Source organism: Confluentibacter flavum (genome assembly GCF_002843175.1).
Classification (GTDB): Bacteria; Bacteroidota; Bacteroidia; order Flavobacteriales; family Flavobacteriaceae; genus Confluentibacter; species Confluentibacter flavum.
The window spans coordinates 11,489-31,316 of record NZ_PJEO01000013.1; the positions used below are offsets into that span (position 1 = coordinate 11,489).

Annotated in this window: 18 protein-coding genes and 1 riboswitch; all 18 genes read left to right on the forward strand. The window is 35.6% G+C overall.

The window, feature by feature from the left end; genetic code table 11:
- Nucleotides 1-592: 592 nt before the first annotated feature.
- The 18 genes from CSW08_RS02625 to metF all read left to right on the forward strand — a co-directional run bounded on the left by CSW08_RS02625 (nt 593) and on the right by metF (nt 19,827).
- The gene (locus CSW08_RS02625) at nt 593-3,358 is read left to right on the forward strand and encodes a PAS domain-containing protein (protein WP_106658360.1); all 2,766 of its coding nucleotides are present in this window, start codon (nt 593-595) and stop codon (nt 3,356-3,358) included.
- Between the two features lie 3 nt (nt 3,359-3,361).
- Nucleotides 3,362-3,760, forward strand: a complete 399-nt coding sequence (locus CSW08_RS02630) for a response regulator (protein ID WP_106658361.1) — start codon at nt 3,362-3,364, stop codon at nt 3,758-3,760.
- Nucleotides 3,761-3,965: 205 nt separating this feature from the next.
- Entirely contained in the window at nt 3,966-4,376 is a 411-nt protein-coding gene (locus CSW08_RS02635; protein ID WP_106658362.1) for an RrF2 family transcriptional regulator, read from the forward strand.
- A 96-nt stretch (nt 4,377-4,472) separates the two neighbouring features.
- A complete protein-coding gene (locus CSW08_RS02640; RefSeq protein WP_106658363.1) occupies nt 4,473-4,736 on the forward strand; it encodes a DUF2061 domain-containing protein in 264 nt (87 codons plus the stop codon).
- Nucleotides 4,737-4,745: 9 nt separating this feature from the next.
- Nucleotides 4,746-5,366, forward strand: a complete 621-nt coding sequence (locus tag CSW08_RS02645; RefSeq protein ID WP_106658364.1) for a phosphoadenosine phosphosulfate reductase domain-containing protein — start codon at nt 4,746-4,748, stop codon at nt 5,364-5,366.
- A 97-nt stretch (nt 5,367-5,463) separates the two neighbouring features.
- Entirely contained in the window at nt 5,464-6,369 is a 906-nt protein-coding gene (cysD, locus tag CSW08_RS02650; protein WP_106658365.1) for a sulfate adenylyltransferase subunit CysD, read from the forward strand.
- Between the two features lie 128 nt (nt 6,370-6,497).
- Nucleotides 6,498-7,745, forward strand: a complete 1,248-nt coding sequence (locus CSW08_RS02655) for a sulfate adenylyltransferase subunit 1 (RefSeq protein WP_106658366.1) — start codon at nt 6,498-6,500, stop codon at nt 7,743-7,745.
- A 117-nt stretch (nt 7,746-7,862) separates the two neighbouring features.
- Nucleotides 7,863-9,959 carry a HEPN domain-containing protein gene (locus CSW08_RS02660; RefSeq protein WP_106658367.1) on the forward strand — a complete coding sequence of 699 codons (2,097 nt, stop codon included), beginning with the start codon at nt 7,863-7,865 and terminating at the stop codon, nt 9,957-9,959.
- A 33-nt stretch (nt 9,960-9,992) separates the two neighbouring features.
- Nucleotides 9,993-10,805 (forward strand): uroporphyrinogen-III C-methyltransferase, encoded by an 813-nt coding sequence (gene cobA / locus CSW08_RS02665; protein ID WP_106658368.1) that lies wholly within the window; start codon nt 9,993-9,995, stop codon nt 10,803-10,805.
- A gap of 9 nt (nt 10,806-10,814) precedes the next feature.
- Nucleotides 10,815-11,408, forward strand: coding sequence for a precorrin-2 dehydrogenase/sirohydrochlorin ferrochelatase family protein (locus CSW08_RS02670; protein ID WP_106658369.1), 594 nt, complete (start codon nt 10,815-10,817; stop codon nt 11,406-11,408).
- Nucleotides 11,401-12,450, forward strand: coding sequence for an NAD(P)/FAD-dependent oxidoreductase (locus tag CSW08_RS02675; RefSeq protein WP_106658370.1), 1,050 nt, complete (start codon nt 11,401-11,403; stop codon nt 12,448-12,450). Before CSW08_RS02670 ends, CSW08_RS02675 begins: the two co-directional genes overlap by 8 nt.
- Before the next feature lie 88 nt (nt 12,451-12,538).
- Nucleotides 12,539-13,309, forward strand: coding sequence for a serine O-acetyltransferase EpsC (epsC, locus tag CSW08_RS02680; RefSeq protein WP_106658371.1), 771 nt, complete (start codon nt 12,539-12,541; stop codon nt 13,307-13,309).
- Nucleotides 13,296-14,183: a cysteine synthase CysM gene (cysM, locus tag CSW08_RS02685; protein ID WP_106658372.1), complete on the forward strand. Its 888-nt coding sequence runs from the start codon at nt 13,296-13,298 to the stop codon at nt 14,181-14,183. The genes epsC and cysM overlap by 14 nt, the downstream gene beginning before the upstream one ends.
- Nucleotides 14,184-14,278: 95 nt before the next feature.
- Nucleotides 14,279-14,406, forward strand: a riboswitch (SAM riboswitch).
- A gap of 52 nt (nt 14,407-14,458) precedes the next feature.
- Entirely contained in the window at nt 14,459-15,475 is a 1,017-nt protein-coding gene (locus CSW08_RS02690; protein WP_106658373.1) for a homocysteine S-methyltransferase family protein, read from the forward strand.
- 11 nt (nt 15,476-15,486) lie between these two features.
- A complete protein-coding gene (locus CSW08_RS02695; RefSeq protein WP_106658374.1) occupies nt 15,487-15,768 on the forward strand; it encodes an antibiotic biosynthesis monooxygenase family protein in 282 nt (93 codons plus the stop codon).
- Nucleotides 15,768-18,443, forward strand: coding sequence for a methionine synthase (metH, locus tag CSW08_RS02700; protein WP_106658375.1), 2,676 nt, complete (start codon nt 15,768-15,770; stop codon nt 18,441-18,443). Before CSW08_RS02695 ends, metH begins: the two co-directional genes overlap by 1 nt.
- A gap of 114 nt (nt 18,444-18,557) precedes the next feature.
- Nucleotides 18,558-18,797 carry a hypothetical protein gene (locus tag CSW08_RS02705; protein WP_106658376.1) on the forward strand — a complete coding sequence of 80 codons (240 nt, stop codon included), beginning with the start codon at nt 18,558-18,560 and terminating at the stop codon, nt 18,795-18,797.
- 73 nt (nt 18,798-18,870) lie between these two features.
- Nucleotides 18,871-19,827 (forward strand): methylenetetrahydrofolate reductase [NAD(P)H], encoded by a 957-nt coding sequence (gene metF, locus CSW08_RS02710; protein WP_106658377.1) that lies wholly within the window; start codon nt 18,871-18,873, stop codon nt 19,825-19,827.
- Nucleotide 19,828 lies beyond the last annotated feature (1 nt).

Below are 19,828 nucleotides of genomic sequence, written 5' to 3' on the forward strand. Positions count from 1 at the left end.
TTATATCGATTGTATTATGGGAGCATTAGAATTAAGGGAAAAACGGAAGAAGTCAATAACTAAAGTTGATGAACGTTTCCTGCGTATGGTAAATGCGCTATACGAAAGCTCCACCCAAAATGAATGACTACGATAATTAACAGAAACCGCTAAGAAGTTAATTAATCAAGGTTTAGAAGATATTAATGAAGGACGTGTTCATACTCATGAAGACGTGATGGCCGAATTGAGAAAGAAATACACTCTTGTTTAAAATTTAATGGAGGTTTTTTGGACTCAAACTGCTAAATGGAGTTACCTCACATTTTCTATTTCACCGTAAATCTAATTGGTAAATCATAAATTTATGATACGTCTTTGGACACAGATGCATTTATCTGTGCCAAAACTAAAAGATATAAAATTATAGTTATTTATTATCACCACCTTGTTGTTTATTATCACCACCTTTGATTGTATTTTTTTTCCCATAAGTTAATTATCAACTATTTATAACCTTCAAATAACATTTTTTACTTTTTAAAAGAAAATAATTAAAATTTATCCATTGGGGTGGAGACTTGGTTTATAAATATATTAATAAACAAAAAAAATGGATAATAGAAATTTTTTGAACGAGCAAGCCATTGCGAGCAATCTGGCAAAAGATTTAAAGGCTGCTTACAGTGAAATATCATTTCAAATCGAAGAAAAGGGAAAGCGTGCAGCAGAGCTTGTTATAGCCAACATAGAACTTTCTTTTCAAAACGAAGAAAAAGAAAAACGATCAGCAGAATTAATAATAGCTAACAAGGAACTCATTTTCCAAAATAAGGAAAAGGGAAAACGCGCAGGAGAATTAATAATAGCTAACAAGGAACTCATTTTTCAAAATAAAGAAAAAGGAAAACGTGCTGCAGAGTTATTCATTGCTAACAATAAGCTTATCAAATCAGAAGCCAATTTTCGGAAACTGAATGAGGAACTAGAGCAAAAGGTAAGTAAGCGCACGTCACAATATGTCTTCTTAAGCCAAATTAATCAAACCATTGTTCATGTTAGAGACGAAGCGACACTCTTTCGCAATTCATGCCGCTTTGCTCTGGAGTTTGGCAAATTCAAAATGGCATGGATAGGAAGTTTTAACTCAGAACAAAATAAAATTACACTTCTTGAAAACAGTGGCATACCAGCTGAAGACATCAAACTATTTACAGATGTGTCCTATGAAAGCAAAGATCCGCAGGGTATTGTATTTCGAACCGGAAAACATTTTCTTTGCAATGATGTGGAGAACACTCCTGAAATAGAGAGTTGGAAATCCTTTGCAAAAAAGCAGGGTATTCATTCGTGTATTGTCCTACCAATACATAAATCGGGCAAGGTCTTCGGCACTTTTAATCTCTACGCAAGCAAACTTAATTTTTTCAACAAAGAAGATATTGCATTACTTACCGAGGTGACTGGCGATATTTCATTTGCCCTTGACCTTTTAGAAAAAACAAAAAGACATACACAAGCAGAAGAATTAATAATTAAAAATGAAAAGCTTTTTAGAGCATTGATAGAAAAAAGCACCGACATGGAAACGCTTTCAACAATTGACGGCAAAATTTTCTATGCAAGCCCCTCCATTTCCAAAGTACTTGGTTACTCTCTTGAAGAATTTTTAAATACAACCCCTTCTGACATTATTCATCCTGATAATATACCCATAGTTTTTGAAAACATACAAAAGATTTTACAATCTCCTGGCGCTTCATTTACTATACGACATCAGCTAAAACATAATAACGGAAACTATATCTGGTGCGAGGGAACTATTACCAATATGCTTCATGAACCTTATGTGCATGCAATAGTATCAAACTTCCGTGATATTTCCTATAAAAAATCAATTGAAGAACAACTGGAATTCGACAACAATAATCTGAATGCCTTAATTAATAACACTCATGATTTGATGTGGAGTGTGGATCGGGAATTAAATCTTATTACTTCTAACCTTCCATTTGATATAGCACACAAACTTAATTTTGATAGAGCAATTCGTAAAGAAAAAAATATTCTTACAATAATGAATGCTCCTGAAATGATAAACCATTTTAAGCCATTATATGAACGGGCATTTGCAGGAGAAACATATTTATCAACTTTTTATTTGGATACACCAGTAGAGTTATGGACTGAAATTTCCTTCTATCCTATACGCAAGGGACATGAAATAATTGGAACCGCCTGTCATTCGCGTGACATTACGGGAATAAAAAAATCAGAGAAAGAATTAAAAAATATCACAGATCGGCTATTGCTTGCAACTTATTCTGCAAAAATTGGGATATGGGACTGGGATACTAAAAATGATATATTGATTTGGGATGACAATATGTACAAGATTTTCGATACTGTGCAAAATGAATTTAATGGCGCATTTGAAGCTTGGTCTAATACCGTGCATCCTGATGATTTACAAAGAACTTTGCTTGATGTTCAAACAGCACTTGATGGTCCTAAGAACTTTGATTCTGTCTTCAGGATACGCTGGCATAACAATGAAATTAGATATATAGAAGGACATGCAATCGTTCTGCGTGATGAAGATGGTAAGGCTAATAGAATGATTGGAGTAAACCGTGACATCACAGAACTAAAAGTTGCAGAGGAAACCAAAGAAAAATTAATCAATGGCATGGCTCAACGCAACTGTGACCTAGAACAGTTCACATTCATGATTTCTCACAACCTTCGTGGTTCCGTCGCAAATATTCTAGGTTGTGCAGAAACCTTACAGGATGATACACTTACACTACAAGAACGAAAAGAATTTCTAAAAGGTCTTTTTGAATCCGTTTCGGGGCTAGATATCATAATTAAGGACATCAACTCTATACTACAATTAAAACATAAAGTCACCGAAAAAAATGAACTTATATCCTTTTCAAATTTAGTAAATGATATAGTCAACAGCCTCGGACTTCACATAGACAAACACAATGTTCACATCAACTCTGATTTTTCAGCAGTGGACGAAATCCTTTCACTCAAAGTATATATGCACAGCATCTTTTACAATTTAATAAGCAATAGCATAAAATACAGCAAGCCCCATGAACCAACGCATATAGAAATCAAAAGTTATTTTGAAAACGGAAGAATAACCCTCACTTTTAATGACAACGGATTAGGAATTGATATGAAAAAACATGGAGATAAAGTGTTTGGACTCTACAAGCGATTTCACTCTCACGTTGAAGGCAAAGGCATTGGTTTATTTATGGTAAAAACACAAGTAGAGGCATTAGAGGGAAAAATAACCGTATCAAGTGTACTCAATAAAGGAACAGAATTTACAATCGTATTTGAAAACAGAATTAAATAAACCATGACAAAATCTGCAAAACAATTCATACTAGTGGACGATGACTCCTTAAGCACTTCAATCTCTAAAATGGTATTAGTAAAGTCTCTGGAAGATATAGAAGTAAAGGATTTTATTGATCCCGAAATAGCATTGGAGTATATTGAAACGCAATTTGAGAATAAATTTGAAAACCAATTAATAATACTCCTTTTAGATATTAACATGCCAAACTTAACAGGATGGGAATTCCTTGATAAATTTAAAACATTCACCGATTCAATAAAAAAACAATTTGAAATCTATATGCTCTCCTCATCTGTTGACCCAGTTGATATTCAAAGAGCGAAACTAAATCCCCTTGTCAAAGATTTTATTGAGAAGCCACTCAACAAAGCGGTCCTTTTAAAAATATTGGGTTGAGAATACATGCTTTCAAGCTATGAACTCAATGTTTTTATTAGCGTTGTAAGCTTCCCATAATAAAACTACGAATTTAATTCTACTAGTTAATTTTACAAGTGATTTTTACTGTTGCCCAACTCATTATACATCCATTAAAATACTCATTATCCATTTATCTTTTCAGCATCATAATAACTTTTGTTAAAATACTTATCTTCGCAGCATGCTATCTAAAAAAACAAAATACGGTTTAAAGGCACTCACCTATATTGCCAGAAAAGGTAATAACGAACCAGTACAAATTGGTGAGATTGCCAAAAACGAACATATTTCACAGAAATTTTTAGAGAGCATTTTACTAACGTTAAGAAAATCTGGGTTTTTAGGTTCAAAAAAAGGGAAGCACGGGGGTTATTATTTGATTAAAAAACCGTCTGATATTTTAATGACCGATGTGATGCGTGTTTTAGAAGGTCCCATAGCTTTGGTATCTTGTGTGAGTTTGAACTTTTATGAAAAATGCGATGATTGCCCAGATGAAGCCAGTTGCAGTGTAAATAAATTAATGATTCAAGTGCGGGATAGCACCCTTAATGTGTTTAAAAATAATACACTAGAGGATATATCACGGTAATGATTAAAAAAAACATAAATATTTTTTGAGATATAATAAAAAGTATTATTTTTGTAATCCCTATTAAGTCGATAGGAATAATATAATACGAATAAAATGATTGACCAAGTGTTGACAAATCCAAATCAAACAGAGAAAACGACATATAAAACCGATTCAACTAAAGAGAAGCCAATAAGAAGTATAGCAAAATCTATTAGTTGGAGGATAATAGGAACGATTGATACCATGATCATTTCTTGGATTATTACTGGAAAGTTGAATACAGCACTTTTAATTGGGGGTGTTGAAGTCGTCACAAAGATGGTATTATACTTTTTCCACGAACGCATATGGAATTCAGTTAAATGGGGTAAATAAGAGATTATAATGATAACGGAAAATCAAATTAAAGAATTAAACGACGCTTATAAAAGTGCTAAGCCCTCTGACATTATCCAGAAGGCTTTTGAGCTTAGCAAAGAAGCGGTAGTAACAACAAATTTCAGGCCTTACGAAGCAGCTATATTATATGCTGTAAATACCGTTGAAGCCAATGTGCCAGTGGTTTGGTGCGATACAGGTTACAATACACCACAAACCTACAGACACGCCGAAAAAGTCATAAAGGATTTGAATATAAACGTATTTCTGTACGTGCCTAAACAAACATCGGCGCATAGAGATGTGGTTATGGGTATTCCAAGTGTTGATGCGCCAGAACATGCTCTTTTTACAGAACAAGTGAAGTTAGAACCTTTCAGACGTGCTATGGAAGAACACAAACCCAAAGTTTGGTTTACCAATTTGCGTCAAGGGCAAACAGCATTTAGGGATAGTATTGGTATTTTCAGCGTCAGCAAAGATGGCGTTTTAAAGGTAAGTCCGTTCTATTATTGGTCTGATGCCGATTTAGATAAGTACTTAGAAGAACATAATTTGCCAAACGAATTTAAATATTTCGATCCTACAAAAGCGTTAGAAAACAGAGAGTGTGGATTACACGCCTAAGTAAGTTAAAAGTTAAAAGTACAAAGTTAAAAGTTGTTATTGATTTGGTTCAGAAACCAACAACCATCAACCAACAACCATCAACCATAAAAATATTATGAATAAAGACACATCGCATATAAATTCACTAGAAAACGAAGCAATTTATATTATTAGGGAAGTAGCAGCTCAGTTTGAAAAACCGGTATTGTTGTTTTCTGGCGGAAAAGATTCCATTACCTTGGTTAGACTTGCCGTAAAAGCATTTTATCCTGCAAAAATTCCGTTTCCATTAATGCATATCGATACAGGGCATAATTTCCCGGAAACGATTGAATTTAGAGATAGATTGGTTAAGGAATTAGGATTGGAATTGATTGTTAGAAATGTTCAGGATTCTATTGATGAAGGTAAAGTAAAGGAAGAATCTGGCAGATATGCTAGTAGAAACCAATTGCAAACCACCACACTTTTAGATGCTATTGAAGAATTTAAATTTGATGCTTGTATAGGTGGTGCTCGTCGTGATGAAGAAAAGGCAAGAGCTAAAGAACGTATTTTTTCGGTTCGGGACGATTTTGGCCAGTGGGACGAAAAAAAGCAACGTCCGGAATTGTTCGATATGCTAAACGGACAAATTAATTTAGGACAAAATGTACGTGTGTTCCCAATTTCAAATTGGACAGAGTTAGACGTTTGGTCTTATATTGAACAAGAGAATATTGAAATTCCATCTATTTACTTTGCTCATACGCGTAAAGTATTTTTAAGGGATGGGATGATTTGGTCAGCTGAAGATGAAGTAGTTTATAGAGATGATAACGAGCAAGTAATTGAAGAATTGGTACGTTTTAGAACCGTTGGGGACATGAGTTGTACGGCAGCAGTGTTGTCCGACGCTACAACCATTTCAAAAGTAGTGGAAGAAATTAGGGAATCAACCATTTCAGAACGTGGTGCGCGTATAGACGATAAACGCTCTGAAGCCGCTATGGAAAAACGTAAACAACAGGGGTATTTCTAAAATTTGCTTAAGCAAATTTTTGCTATTAGCTATTGGCTGTTAGCCTTTAGCACAAGTTTAAAAATTAATTATAAAATTGCCATAAGTGGATAGCGAATAGCTAAAAGCTAAAGGCCAACAGCATAAACATGGAAGTAATAAAAATTGCAACAGCAGGTAGTGTAGATGATGGAAAGAGTACCTTAATTGGGCGCATACTTTACGATACAAAATCATTAACGACCGATAAGTTAGAAGCTATAGAAAAAACCAGTAAACAAAGAGGATATGATTATCTGGATTTTTCTTTGGCTACAGATGGTTTGGTTGCTGAAAGAGAGCAAGGCATCACCATTGATGTGGCTCATATTTATTTTTCAACAGCGAAAAAAAGTTACATCATTGCCGATACACCGGGGCATGTGGAATATACCAGAAACATGGTTACTGGGGCTTCAACATCACAAGCATCCATCATTTTAATTGATGCTAGAAAAGGCGTTATTGAGCAAACCAATCGTCACTTCTTCATCAATAATTTATTAAGAATTAAAGATGTGGTTGTTGCTATTAATAAAATGGATTTGGTTGATTATTCTGAAGACATTTACAATAAAATCAAAGCAGATTTTACTGAATTAATGAGCAAAAGGGATTACCAAGACCAAAAAATAACATTCATTCCAGTAAGTGCTTTAAAAGGAGATAATGTAGTGAACAAATCCCAAAAGATGCCTTGGTACAAAGGGCAGTCTTTGTTAGAGCATTTTGAGCAATTAGATAAAGCGGATATTTATAATGTGGGTACACCACGTTTTCCTGTACAATATGTTATTCGTCCAAAAACAGAAGAATTTCATGATTTTAGAGGCTATGCAGGTAAAATATATGGAGGTGAGTTAAGTGTTGGTGATGATATTTTAGTGTTGCCTTCAAAAACAAGATCGAAAATTAAAGACATTTATTTTTATGATCAAAAGTACCAAACGGCTTCCAGACGTTCTTCGGTAACGATTACTTTGGAAAACGACATTAATGTAAGTCGTGGTGATATGATTGTTAAAGATGGCGATTTACCAACCATTGATAAAGAATTCACGGCCAATGTGTGTTGGATGGACTCAAAACAATTAGTACCAGGTGCTAAATATGTAGTGCAACATGGCATTAATAAAGTTTTAGGTAGGGTTGAGAGAATCAACCATAAAATACATCCAGATTATTCTGGAATAGAAAAAAATGTTACAGAATTAGGAGTCAATGATATTGCTTCGGTAACATTCAAATTAAATAAGCCAATTTTTTATGATCAATTTAAAAACCACAGAACCAACGGTTCTTTTATTTTAATTGATACACAATCCAACAATACAGTTGGAGCAGGCTTCATTCAGTAAAGCCCCTAGCCCCCGATGGGGGAATTAGCAGGGCTGCGAAAAAATAATAATAACAATATTCTTGCTTCACCCGAGTAAGAATTCCTCCCCTTTTGGGAGGTTAGGAGGGGCTAGATTATGCAAACTTTTAGAACAGAAATAGAAAATCCGGTTGTAGAAAAGGATATTATCGATTTAGCGAATAAAATCGAGCTTTTTCACAAAGGAAAAATAGATGAGGAAAAATTTAGAAGCCTTCGTTTGGCACGTGGTGTTTATGGTCAGCGTCAAGAAGGTGTTCAAATGATACGTATTAAATTGCCTTACGGAAAAGTAAAAAGCAACCAATTACGTAGAGTTTCTGATGTGTCTGATGAATATTCTCGTGGACGTTTACACATTACAACACGTCAAGATATTCAAATTCATTACGTTGATTTGAACAGAACACCTGAGCTTTGGGCAGAGTTGGAAAAAGATGATGTTACCTTAAGAGAAGCTTGTGGTAATACCGTTCGAAATATCACCGCTTCAGAACTTGCAGGAATCGACATCAATGAACCCTTTGATGTGTCACCGTATGCCGATGCCATGTTTCGTTTCTTTTTAAGAAATCCTATTTGTCAAGAAATGGGACGAAAATTCAAAGTGTCTTTTTCATCTTCTGATGACGATACTGGATTATCTTACATGCACGATTTAGGTTTTATAGCGAAGATTGAAAATGGTGTTCGTGGATTTAAAGTGATGATTGGTGGTGGATTAGGGTCTCAGCCTCGTGAAGCCGATGTGCTATATGATTTTATACCAACAGATAAAATCATTCCAACTATGGAAGGCGTTGTACGTGTTTTTGACCGTTACGGTGAACGTAAAAGCCGTGCCAAAGCGCGTATGAAATTCTTAATTAAAGATGTCGGATTGGATGCTTTTATAGAATTGGTAGAAGCAGAGCAAAACGCTATCGAGCTTAAAACGGTTGCTATTGATGCAGATGTTTACCCCGTTTCGAAACCAGTGTCGGTAGAAGCCCCTCAAGTAGCCATTAAAGACCAAAAAGCTTTTGAATTATGGAAATCTACTAACCTTATTCCTCAAAAACAAGACGGCTATGTGGCTATAGGAATTAAAGTGTTGTTGGGTGATTTTTATACAGATAAAGCGCGTTTATTGGCCGATTTGGTTGAAAAATATGCTGCGGGCGAAATACGTTTGTCATTGCGTCAAAATATCGTTATTCCTTTTGTAAAGGAAGATTTAGTGCCTTTCTTCTACACAGAATTGGAAAAATTAGGTCTGGTGGAAGTAGGTTATAATAAAGCAGTCGACATCACAGCTTGTCCAGGAACTGATACGTGTAATTTAGGTATTGCAAGTAGCACAGGAATCGCAGATGAATTAGAACGCGTGTTGAAAGCAGAATATCCTCAATATTTAACTAAAGATGATTTAGTCATAAAAATTAGTGGTTGTATGAATGCATGTGGGCAACACAATATGGCGAATATTGGTTTCCAAGGGATGTCTGTTCGTACTCCAGATAAATTAGTAGCACCTGCTTTACAAGTCTTATTAGGTGGTGAAAATTTAAAAAATGGTAAAGGAGCTTTTGCAGATAAAGTGGTAAAAGTGCCAAGTAAAAGAGGCCCAGAAGCATTGCGTAGAATTTTAAATGATTTTGAAGCCAATGCCAACGGAAAAACATTCTATGAGTATTACCAAGTAACAGGTGAACGCTATTTTTATGACTTATTGAATGATCTTCAAGATGTTACCAATTTAACCCAAGACGATTTTATTGATTGGGGAACCAACGAAGAATATGTTAAGGAAATAGGTGTTGGTGAATGTGCTGGTGTGGTCATTGATTTAATTGCAACTTTGTTCTTTGAAAGTGAAGAGAAAATAGAAAATGCTACAGTTTCCTTCGATAACAAAGTGTATTCTAGTGCTATTTACCATGCTTATAGTTCTATGGTAAATTCTGCGAAAGCATTGCTTATCGCCGAAAATAAAAGCACAAACACCCATGCTGGTATCATCAGTCAGTTTGATGAATTGTTTGTTGAAAGTGGAAAAATAAATTTGGGTGTTTCTTTTTCTGAATTGATTTATCAGATTAATAAAAATGCACCAACCGAAGCTTTTGCATCGAAGTACATTGAAAGTGCCAATCTGTTTTTAGATAAAGTAAGAACGTATAGAAGCCCCAAACCCCTAAAGGGGGCAAAATAGCGGTATAAATAAACTGTTGTTTTTCAGAATTAAATGAATAAGAAAAAAAAAACATATGAAACTGAGTCTTCTATTTCCCCTTCGGGGGTTAGGGGGCGGTTAACGGTAGTAGGTGCAGGGCCAGGAGATGTAGATTTAATTACCATTAAAGCAATTAAAGCTATAGAATCTGCTAATGTGATACTGTATGATGCCCTTATTAACGAGGAGTTGTTAAAATATGCTTCAAAAAAGGCTGAGATTATTTTTGTGGGTAAACGCAAAGGATGTTATGCCTTTCAGCAAGAACAAATTAACGAACTTATTGTTGCTAAAGCCAATGAAAAAGGACATGTAGTTCGATTAAAAGGAGGTGACCCTTTTATATTTGGCAGAGGTGCAGAGGAAATTGATTATGTAAAACCTTTTGGTTTGGAGACCTATGTGGTCCCTGGGATATCCTCTATAAGTGCTGTACCAGCGTATCAAGGAATTCCGTTAACTAAAAGACATGCTGCCGAAAGTTTTTGGGTCATTACAGGAACAACAAAAAACCATCAATTATCTGAAGATGTTGCTATTGCAGCAAAATCGACAGCAACAATTATTATTTTAATGGGAATGTCTAAGCTGAAAGAGATAGTTAAGGTTTTTTCAGCAGAAAATAAACAAGATATTGCTGTAGCTGTGATTCAAGAAGGGACAACAGCTAATGAAAGAGTAGGGATTGGGACGATTAGCAACATTCAGCAAGTTGTGGAAGAAAAACAGTTAACATCTCCTGCAATCATAGTTATTGGCGATGTTGTAAAAGAGCGTGTTGAACTTTCATCGTTAGTTAAGAATTTAAATGAGAATATATCTTAACGGACAGGGATGGAAGAAAGAAACAATCTATATCCAATTTTTTTAAAACTAAGTAACCTTAAAGTACTGATAGTTGGTGGTGGAAATGTTGCTGAAGAAAAATTGTCATTTATTTTGAAATCCAGTCCAGATGCTTGTGTAACAATGGTGTCACCTATGTTTAGGGATGCTACCATATCTTTGGCAAAACAAGGCAATGTTAAGTTAATAAAAAGTAGATATAGCAAACGTTTCTTAAAAGGAAAACATATGGTGATTGTAACTACCGATATTCCTACTGTAAATGTAAAAGTTTACAAACATTGCAGAAAGCGTAGCATTTTAGTTAATGTAGCCGATAATCCACCGTATTGCGATTTTTATATGGGTGGCATCGTAACCAAAGGCAATGTGAAAGTGGCGATTTCCACTAACGGAAAGTCACCTACAACAGCCAAACGTTTACGTCAGTTTTTCGAGGATGTTATTCCAGAAAATGTAGATGATTTGGTTAAAAATTTGAATGAATATAGAAAAACAATAAAAGGTGATTTTCAAGAAAAAGTGGAAACACTCAACGAATTTACCAAAGGATTAATTGAAAAAAAAGTGCAAAATGATTAAAACAGATATACTCATAATAGGTGCGGGACCAACAGGATTGTTCACGGTTTTTGAGGCGGGATTGTTAAAACTAAAATGCCATTTAATTGATGCATTGCCTCAGCCAGGTGGTCAATGTTCAGAAATATATCCTAAAAAACCTATTTATGATATTCCTGGTTTCCCAGAAATATTAGCGGGCGATTTGACTAAAAATTTATTAGAGCAAGGTAAACAGTTTGAACCTGGTTTTACATTAGGAGAACGCGCAGAAACTATAGAAAAACAAGACGATGGTTCGTTCATTGTAACTACAAATAAAGGTACAAAACACCAAGCGCCAGTGGTTGCTATTGCTGGAGGATTAGGATCTTTCGAACCTAGAAAACCAGCACTAGATAATCTGGAAATTTATGAAGATAATGGTTTAGAATATTTCATTAAAGACCCAGAAGTATACAGAAACAAAAGAGTGGTTATTTCTGGTGGAGGTGATTCTGCTTTGGATTGGAGCATCTTTTTAGCCGATGTAGCCTCAGAGGTAACATTAATACACAGAAGAAACGAATTTAGAGGTGCTCTAGATTCTGTTGAAAAAGTAGGCGAATTAAAAGACCTAGGGAAAATCAATTTAGTAACGCCTGCCGAAGTTGTAGAGCTGCACGGGAATGGTAAAATTGAAGCGGTTACAGTAAATATAGATGGCGAATTAAGTCAAATTGAAACCGATCATTTCATTCCGTTATTCGGTTTATCTCCAAAATTGGGGCCTATTGCCGATTGGGGATTGGAAATTGAGAAGAATGCTATTAAAGTTGATAATTCCTTAAATTATCAAACTAATATCCCCGGTATTTTTGCCATAGGAGATGTTAACACCTATCCAGAAAAATTAAAATTAATTCTTTGTGGATTCCACGAAGCTACCTTAATGTGCCAAGCAGCTTATAGAATTATTAATCCAGGTAAAAGGTATGTGTTAAAATATACGACTGTAAGTGGTATTGATGGTTTCGATGGTACACGTAAAGAAGCACCAAAAGCGGTTGTTCAATCCATTTAATCGAAAAGAATTTTTATCTAAATCTATTATTGTTGTAAATTTCAGAAGTGAATAACGACAATCATTAGATAATTAAAATGTATTTGATATGGATCCATGTGAAGAATTGAACGATAAGTTGATTCAAAAAAAGTATAATGTTCGTTTAAAAGATGTTGTAAAAACATTTACGAAACGATTGTTCTATTATGTTTTTGATGAACACGACAATGAGCTTCAATCTTTAAAGAAAACGTTTTTAGATATTACCGATAATCTGAATATTGAAAATAGCGAAGCTATCTGGGATGAGTTTAAAGGTAAATTTCATGCCATTAGGGTAAAATTAGATTTAGATGCTATTGCAGTTGTAAATTTCGACCCAGCTACAAAAAGCTTAGAGGAAGTTTACATGGCATGTCCAGGGTTTTATGCCATTTCCATATACCGATTAAGTCATGAATTATATGTGCAAAAAGTGCCTATTCTCCCAAGAATGATGAGCGAATATGTGCACGGCATAACAGGTATTGATATTCATCCGGGAGCAACCATTGGCGAATCCTTTTTTGTTGACCATGGCACCGGTATCGTCATTGGAGAAACGTCCATCATCAAAAATAACGTCAAGATTTTCCAAGGGGTTACTTTAGGAGGCATTCAAGTGAAGAAAAACATGGAATCTACTAAACGTCACCCAACCATTGAAGATAATGTGACGATTTATGCCAATGCGACTATTTTAGGTGGTGATATTGTCATAGGAGCAAACAGCACTATTGGTGCAAACGTTTGGATAACCCAATCAGTTCCAGAAAATTCATTGGTGACATATCAAACGGAAATTAAAATCAGACCAAAGAAAAATGGAATACGCTAGTATTACAGACCGAATAGGAAATACACCACTGGTAGAAGCCAGCCATTTAATTCAAAATAAAAAAGTTACTCTATTATTAAAACTTGAAGGTGATAATCCGGGCGGAAGTGTAAAAGATCGTGCGGCATTTAATATGATTTCTGAAGCTTTAAAGCGTGGAGAGATAAAACAAGGTGGAACTTTAGTGGAAGCTACAAGTGGCAATACAGGCATTGCATTGGCGTTTATAGCTAACTTATTAGGTTTGAAGATGGTGTTGGTGATGCCCGATAACTCAACCGAGGAACGTGTTAAAACCATGCGAGCTTATGGCGCTGAGGTTATCTTAACACCTGCCGATATTGGCATTGAGGGTTCTAGAGATGTTGCTTTTCAATTACGTGACGAAAAAGGATATATGCTTTTAAACCAGTTTGAAAATGATGATAACTGGAAAGCACATTATAAAACCACGGGACCAGAAATTTGGAGAGATACTAATGGTGAAGTAACTCATTTTGTGTCTGCCATGGGGACCACGGGAACCATTATGGGCGTGTCAACCTATTTAAAAGAGCAAAATAAAAATATCACCATCGTTGGTGCCCAACCAGCAGATGGCGCTAAAATTCCGGGCATAAGAAAATGGTCGCCAGAATATGTGCCTAAATTTTTTGACAGATCGAAAGTAGATGTGGTCATAGATGTGAGTGAAGAAGATGCAAAAACGATGACTCAAAGGCTAGCAAAGGAAGAAGGCGTTTTTGCAGGCATGAGCAGTGGCGGTTCTGTTTTTACAGCTTTAAAATTGGCAGAAACTTTAGAGAGTGGTGTTATTGTTGCTATTATTTGTGATAGAGGAGACCGGTATTTGTCTTCAACATTATTTGAATAATTAAAGCAATTTTTCATAAATAGTGCGGATAAAAAAAATATTGTTAGTATTTTTGTTCGCTCGTTCATAAACGTATTTTCATAAACGTATTAATTATGTTATCAAGAAAGGTAGAGGGAATAGACCCGTTGAAGCCTTGGCAACCCTTTACCTTGTAAAGAAGGTGCTACGTTCTACTGCTTGTCCTGAATTTATTTTCAGGAACTATTCAGAAAGATAACGAAAAGTGTTTCTTTTACTTTTCTTGATGACATATAGATAAAAAAAAATCGAAAATGTCAAACATACAACAAGCTTTACAGCAACGTATTTTAGTGCTCGATGGCGCTATGGGAACCATGCTTCAGCAATATAAATTTACTGAAGAAGATTTTAGGGGCGAACGCTTTAAAGATTATCCAACACCATTGCAGGGTAATAACGATTTATTGTCTATTACCCAACCTGAAGCTATTAAAACCATTCATGCTAAATATTTTGAAGCAGGTGCCGATATTGTAGAAACCAATACATTTTCTGGTACAACGATTGCTATGGCCGATTATCAAATGGAAGATTTGGTGTATGAACTCAATTACCAATCGGCTAAAATAGCTAGAGAAGTTGCTGATGTGTTTACCGCAAAAGAACCACACAAACCGCGTTTTGTTGCTGGGTCTATCGGACCAACAAACCGTACAGCCAGCATGTCACCTGATGTTAACGATCCAGGGTATAGAGCTGTGACTTTTGATGAGTTGCGTATTGCCTATAAACAACAAGTGGAAGCGCTGATGGATGGTGGTGTTGATTTATTGTTAGTTGAAACCGTGTTCGATACCTTGAACGCCAAAGCAGCATTATTTGCGATAGAAGAAGTTAAGGAAGAGCGCAATATGGATGTGCCTATTATGCTAAGTGGTACCATTACCGACGCTTCTGGTAGAACGCTATCAGGTCAAACTGCCGAAGCTTTTTTGATTTCCGTGTCTCATATTCCATTATTGTCCATTGGATTTAATTGTGCTTTAGGGGCAAACTTATTGCAACCGCATTTAGAAGCGATTGCGAATAAAACTGACTTTGCTATTTCTGCGCATCCTAATGCGGGTTTACCAAATGCTTTTGGAGAATATGATGAATCTCCAGAAGAAATGGGTGAACAAATAGAAGAATATTTAAAGAAAAATTTAATTAATATTATCGGTGGTTGTTGCGGTACAACACCAGAACATATTAAAGTCATAGCGCAATTAGCGGCGAAGTATAAACCGCGGGAGTTTGTCATTCCTATGGAGGCAGGAATCCAATAGAAGAATTAATTATGATATTAGAGGTTGCTGTTTTAAATATTAAAAAAGGACTTTCAGAAGATTTTGAAAAAAATTTTCATGAAGCACAAAAAATAATTTCATCAATGAAAGGATACATATCTCATGAATTGAAGAAATCTATAGAGCAACAAGATAAATATTTATTATTAGTGAATTGGGAAACCATTGAAGATCACGAAGAAGGATTTCGTAAATCGGAAGCATATCAAGATTGGAAAAAATTATTGCATCATTTTTACGAACCATTTCCAACAGTAGAACATTATAAATAATGCAAATTAAACAAACAAAGTACATGCGTTTATCTGGACTTGAACCTCTTGTCCTGAATGAAAATAGCAATTTTATAAACGTTGGTGAGCGTACTAACGTGGCGGGGTCACGTATGTTTTTACGATTAATAAAAGAAGAAAGATTTGATGAAGCCTTAGATGTGGCACGTCATCAAGTAGATGGTGGTGCGCAGATTATTGATATTAATATGGACGATGGTCTTATTGATGGCAAAGAATCGATGGTACGTTTTCTAAATCTAATTGCTGCCGAACCCGATATTTCTAGAGTACCAATCATGATAGACAGCTCGAAATGGGAAATCATTGAAGCTGGTTTAAAAGTGGTACAAGGTAAATGTGTGGTCAATTCTATTTCTTTAAAAGAAGGTGAAGACAAATTTATTTGGGAAGCAAAACAGATAAAACGGTACGGTGCTGCGGTAGTTATCATGGCATTTGATGAGGTGGGACAAGCCGATAATTATGAACGTCGATTAGAAATTTGTAAGCGTTCGTATGATATTTTAGTAAATAAGGTAGGCTTCCCTTCCGAAGATATTATTTTCGACTTAAACATATTTCCTGTGGCAACAGGAATGGATGAACACCGTAGAAATGCCATAGATTTTATTGAAGCTACGCGTTGGGTACGTCAAAATTTACCAAACGTCAGTGTAAGTGGAGGCGTTAGTAATGTGTCGTTTTCATTTAGAGGAAATGATGGTGTACGTGAAGCTATGCATTCTGTGTTTTTGTATTATGCCATTCAAGCGGGCATGAATATGGGGATTGTCAATCCAGCACTTTTAGAGGTTTATGATAATATTCCAAAGGATTTATTGGAACGTGTAGAGGATGTTATTTTAGACAGAAGAGAAGATGCTACCGAACGGTTATTGGATTTTGCTGAAACTGTTAAAGGTTCTAAAAAAGAAGCGGGAGCCGATTTATCCTGGCGCGAAAACCCCGTTCAAGATAGAATTACACATGCGCTTGTAAAAGGTATTGATGCGTTTATTATTGAAGATGTTGAAGTAGCCAGATTAGAAGCTGAAAAACCCATCGATGTTATTGAAGGTCATTTAATGATTGGGATGAACGTTGTGGGCGATTTGTTTGGCGCGGGAAAAATGTTTTTGCCTCAGGTTGTTAAGTCAGCCAGAGTGATGAAAAAAGCAGTAGGATATTTAAATCCGTTTATTGAAGCTGAAAAAGGAGATTTACAAGAACCAGTTGGTAAAGTACTGATGGCAACAGTAAAAGGCGATGTACACGATATTGGTAAAAATATTGTGAGCGTCGTTTTGGCTTGTAATAATTATGAAATCGTCGATTTAGGTGTGATGGTGCCACCAGAACGAATTATATCTGAAGCCAAATTGCATAATGTTGATGCCATTGGATTGTCTGGATTGATTACACCGTCGCTTGATGAAATGGTCTATTTAGCGAAAGAAATGGAGCGTCAAAATTTCAGTATTCCATTACTTATCGGTGGAGCAACAACCTCAAAAGCACATACAGCAGTGAAAATTGATACTCAATACAAAAATGCCGTGGTTCATGTCAATGATGCATCGAGGGCCGTTACTGTTGTGGGCGATTTGTTGAACAAAAAAACGGTCAACGAATATGTGGTCAATTTAAAAAAGGATTATGATGAGTTTCGCACCAAGTTTTTAAAACGCGGCAAAGAGAAATCCTATATTTCTATTAATGAAGCTAGAAAAAGAAAGTTTAAAATTGATTGGGAAACTTCTGAAATTTTAAAGCCTAAAGAATTAGGAATTCAAGTTTTAAAGCAATTAAGCTTAAAGGAATTAGAGCCATTTATAGATTGGAGTCCGTTTTTTAGAAGTTGGGATTTACATGGAAAATATCCAGATATTTTAACAGATGATGTGGTAGGTGAGCAAGCAACCATTATGTTTAAGGAAGCTCAAAAAATGATTGAAGAAATCATTGCAAAGCAATTATTAAAACCTAGAGCAGTTTTCGGATTGTTTGAGGCAAATACCATCCATCATGACGATATTTCTGTTCAGAAAAAAGGAAAAGAAATAGCTATTTTTAGAACGTTACGTCAGCAATTAAGCAAACGGGAAGGCATTCCAAATATCGCTTTAGCCGATTTTATCGCACCAAAAGAAACCGGAAAAACAGATTATATGGGCGCCTTTTGCGTCGCCATTTTTGGAGCGCAAGAGTTGGCCGATAGTTATAGAAAAAAAGAAGATGATTATAACGCAATTATGGCACAAGCCATTGCCGATAGGTTTGCTGAAGCATTAGCAGAATATTTGCACAAGCAAGTACGAACCAAACATTGGGGTTATGCGGCAGACGAAACGTTGTCTAATGATGATTTGATAAAAGAAAGCTATAAAGGTATTCGTCCAGCACCAGGATATCCAGCATGTCCAGACCATTTAGAAAAGGAAACAATTTGGAGTTTATTAGAGGTTGAAAAAATTATTGGTGTAACCTTAACAGAAAGTATGGCGATGTGGCCAGCAGCAGCGGTTTCGGGATATTATTTCGCAAATCCTGAAGCGAAGTATTTTGGTTTGGGAAAAATCACAGATGATCAAGTAACCGATTATGCCGTTAGAAAAGGCATCACAAAGGAAAAGGCCAGGAAATGGCTGCATCCAACGATTGCAGATGAATAAGCCCCACCTAGCCTCCCAAAGAGGAGGGATGATAATGGAAAAGAATTACTGTAAAGTTATTTTCCGTGCGAGTTCCCCTCCTTTGGAGGGGTTAGGGGAGGAAAAAATATAGAAATGAAAGATAAATTTATAGAGTTAACATTGGGCAGTTACATTATTTCGCATGGCTATAATGCTAAAAATAAAGAGATGATGGAGCCTATTGCTTCGGATCATTTTTCAAAGAAAATCATTCCAGTTTCCAGAATAAAATCGATTAGTGAGAAATATATTTTAACCGATTATGTAGATGGACGATGGATTTATTGGGAATATGAAGAGGACTATGAAGCCATTAAAAAGTTATTGCTTTAATTTGCGTTAACAAAAAAAAATAATTAATTAAGACCACGAAATTCCCCTCCTTTGGAGGGGTTAGGGGAGGCCTATGAAAGTAACAGATCACATAAAAAAAGCCAACGGAAAAACATTGTTTTCCTTTGAAGTTATTCCACCTCAAAAAGGAAAAAATATTCAGGAATTATATGACAATATAGATCCGTTAATGGAGTTTAAACCACCTTTTATTGATGTAACGACATCTAGGGAAGAATATGTTTATATCGATAAAGGTAACGGACTTTTAGATAAACGCATGACACGTATGCGCCCTGGAACCGTTGGTATTTGCGCGTCTATTATGCATAAATATGGGGCTGATGCGATTCCGCATTTGCTATGTGGTGGCTTTACAAAAGAAGAAACTGAATATGTTTTGGTCGATTGCCATTATTTGGGCATTGACAATGTGATGGCATTGCGTGGAGATTCCATGAAAGATGAACCGTATTTTAAACCTGTAGAAGGTGGTAATGCGTTTGCTAGCGAATTGGTGGAACAAATAGCCAATTTAAATCGTGGTAAATATTTACATGACGATGTTATAGTAGAACGTCATGCTGATTTTTGTATTGGTGTCGCTGGCTACCCAGAAAAACACATGGAAGCACCATCTTTGGTAACCGATTTAAAGCGTTTAAAAGCCAAAGTAGATGCTGGAGCCGATTATGTGGTGACACAAATGTTTTTTGATAACAATAAGTTTTTTGAGTTTGTTGAAAAAGCAAGAGCAGCAGGTATTACCGTGCCCATTATTCCTGGTATTAAACCCATTGCCGTAAAGCGTCATTTACAATTATTGCCTCAGGTTTTTAAAATAGATTTACCACAAGAACTTATTGATGCTGTGGAAGCTTGTAAAGACAATAATGCAGTAAGGCAAGTGGGTATTGAATTTGCCATACAACAATCGAAAGAGTTAAGAGATTTTGGAGTACCTGTATTGCATTATTATTCCATGGGCAAAAGTGATAATATAAAAGCCATAGCCTCTGCTTTATTTTAAT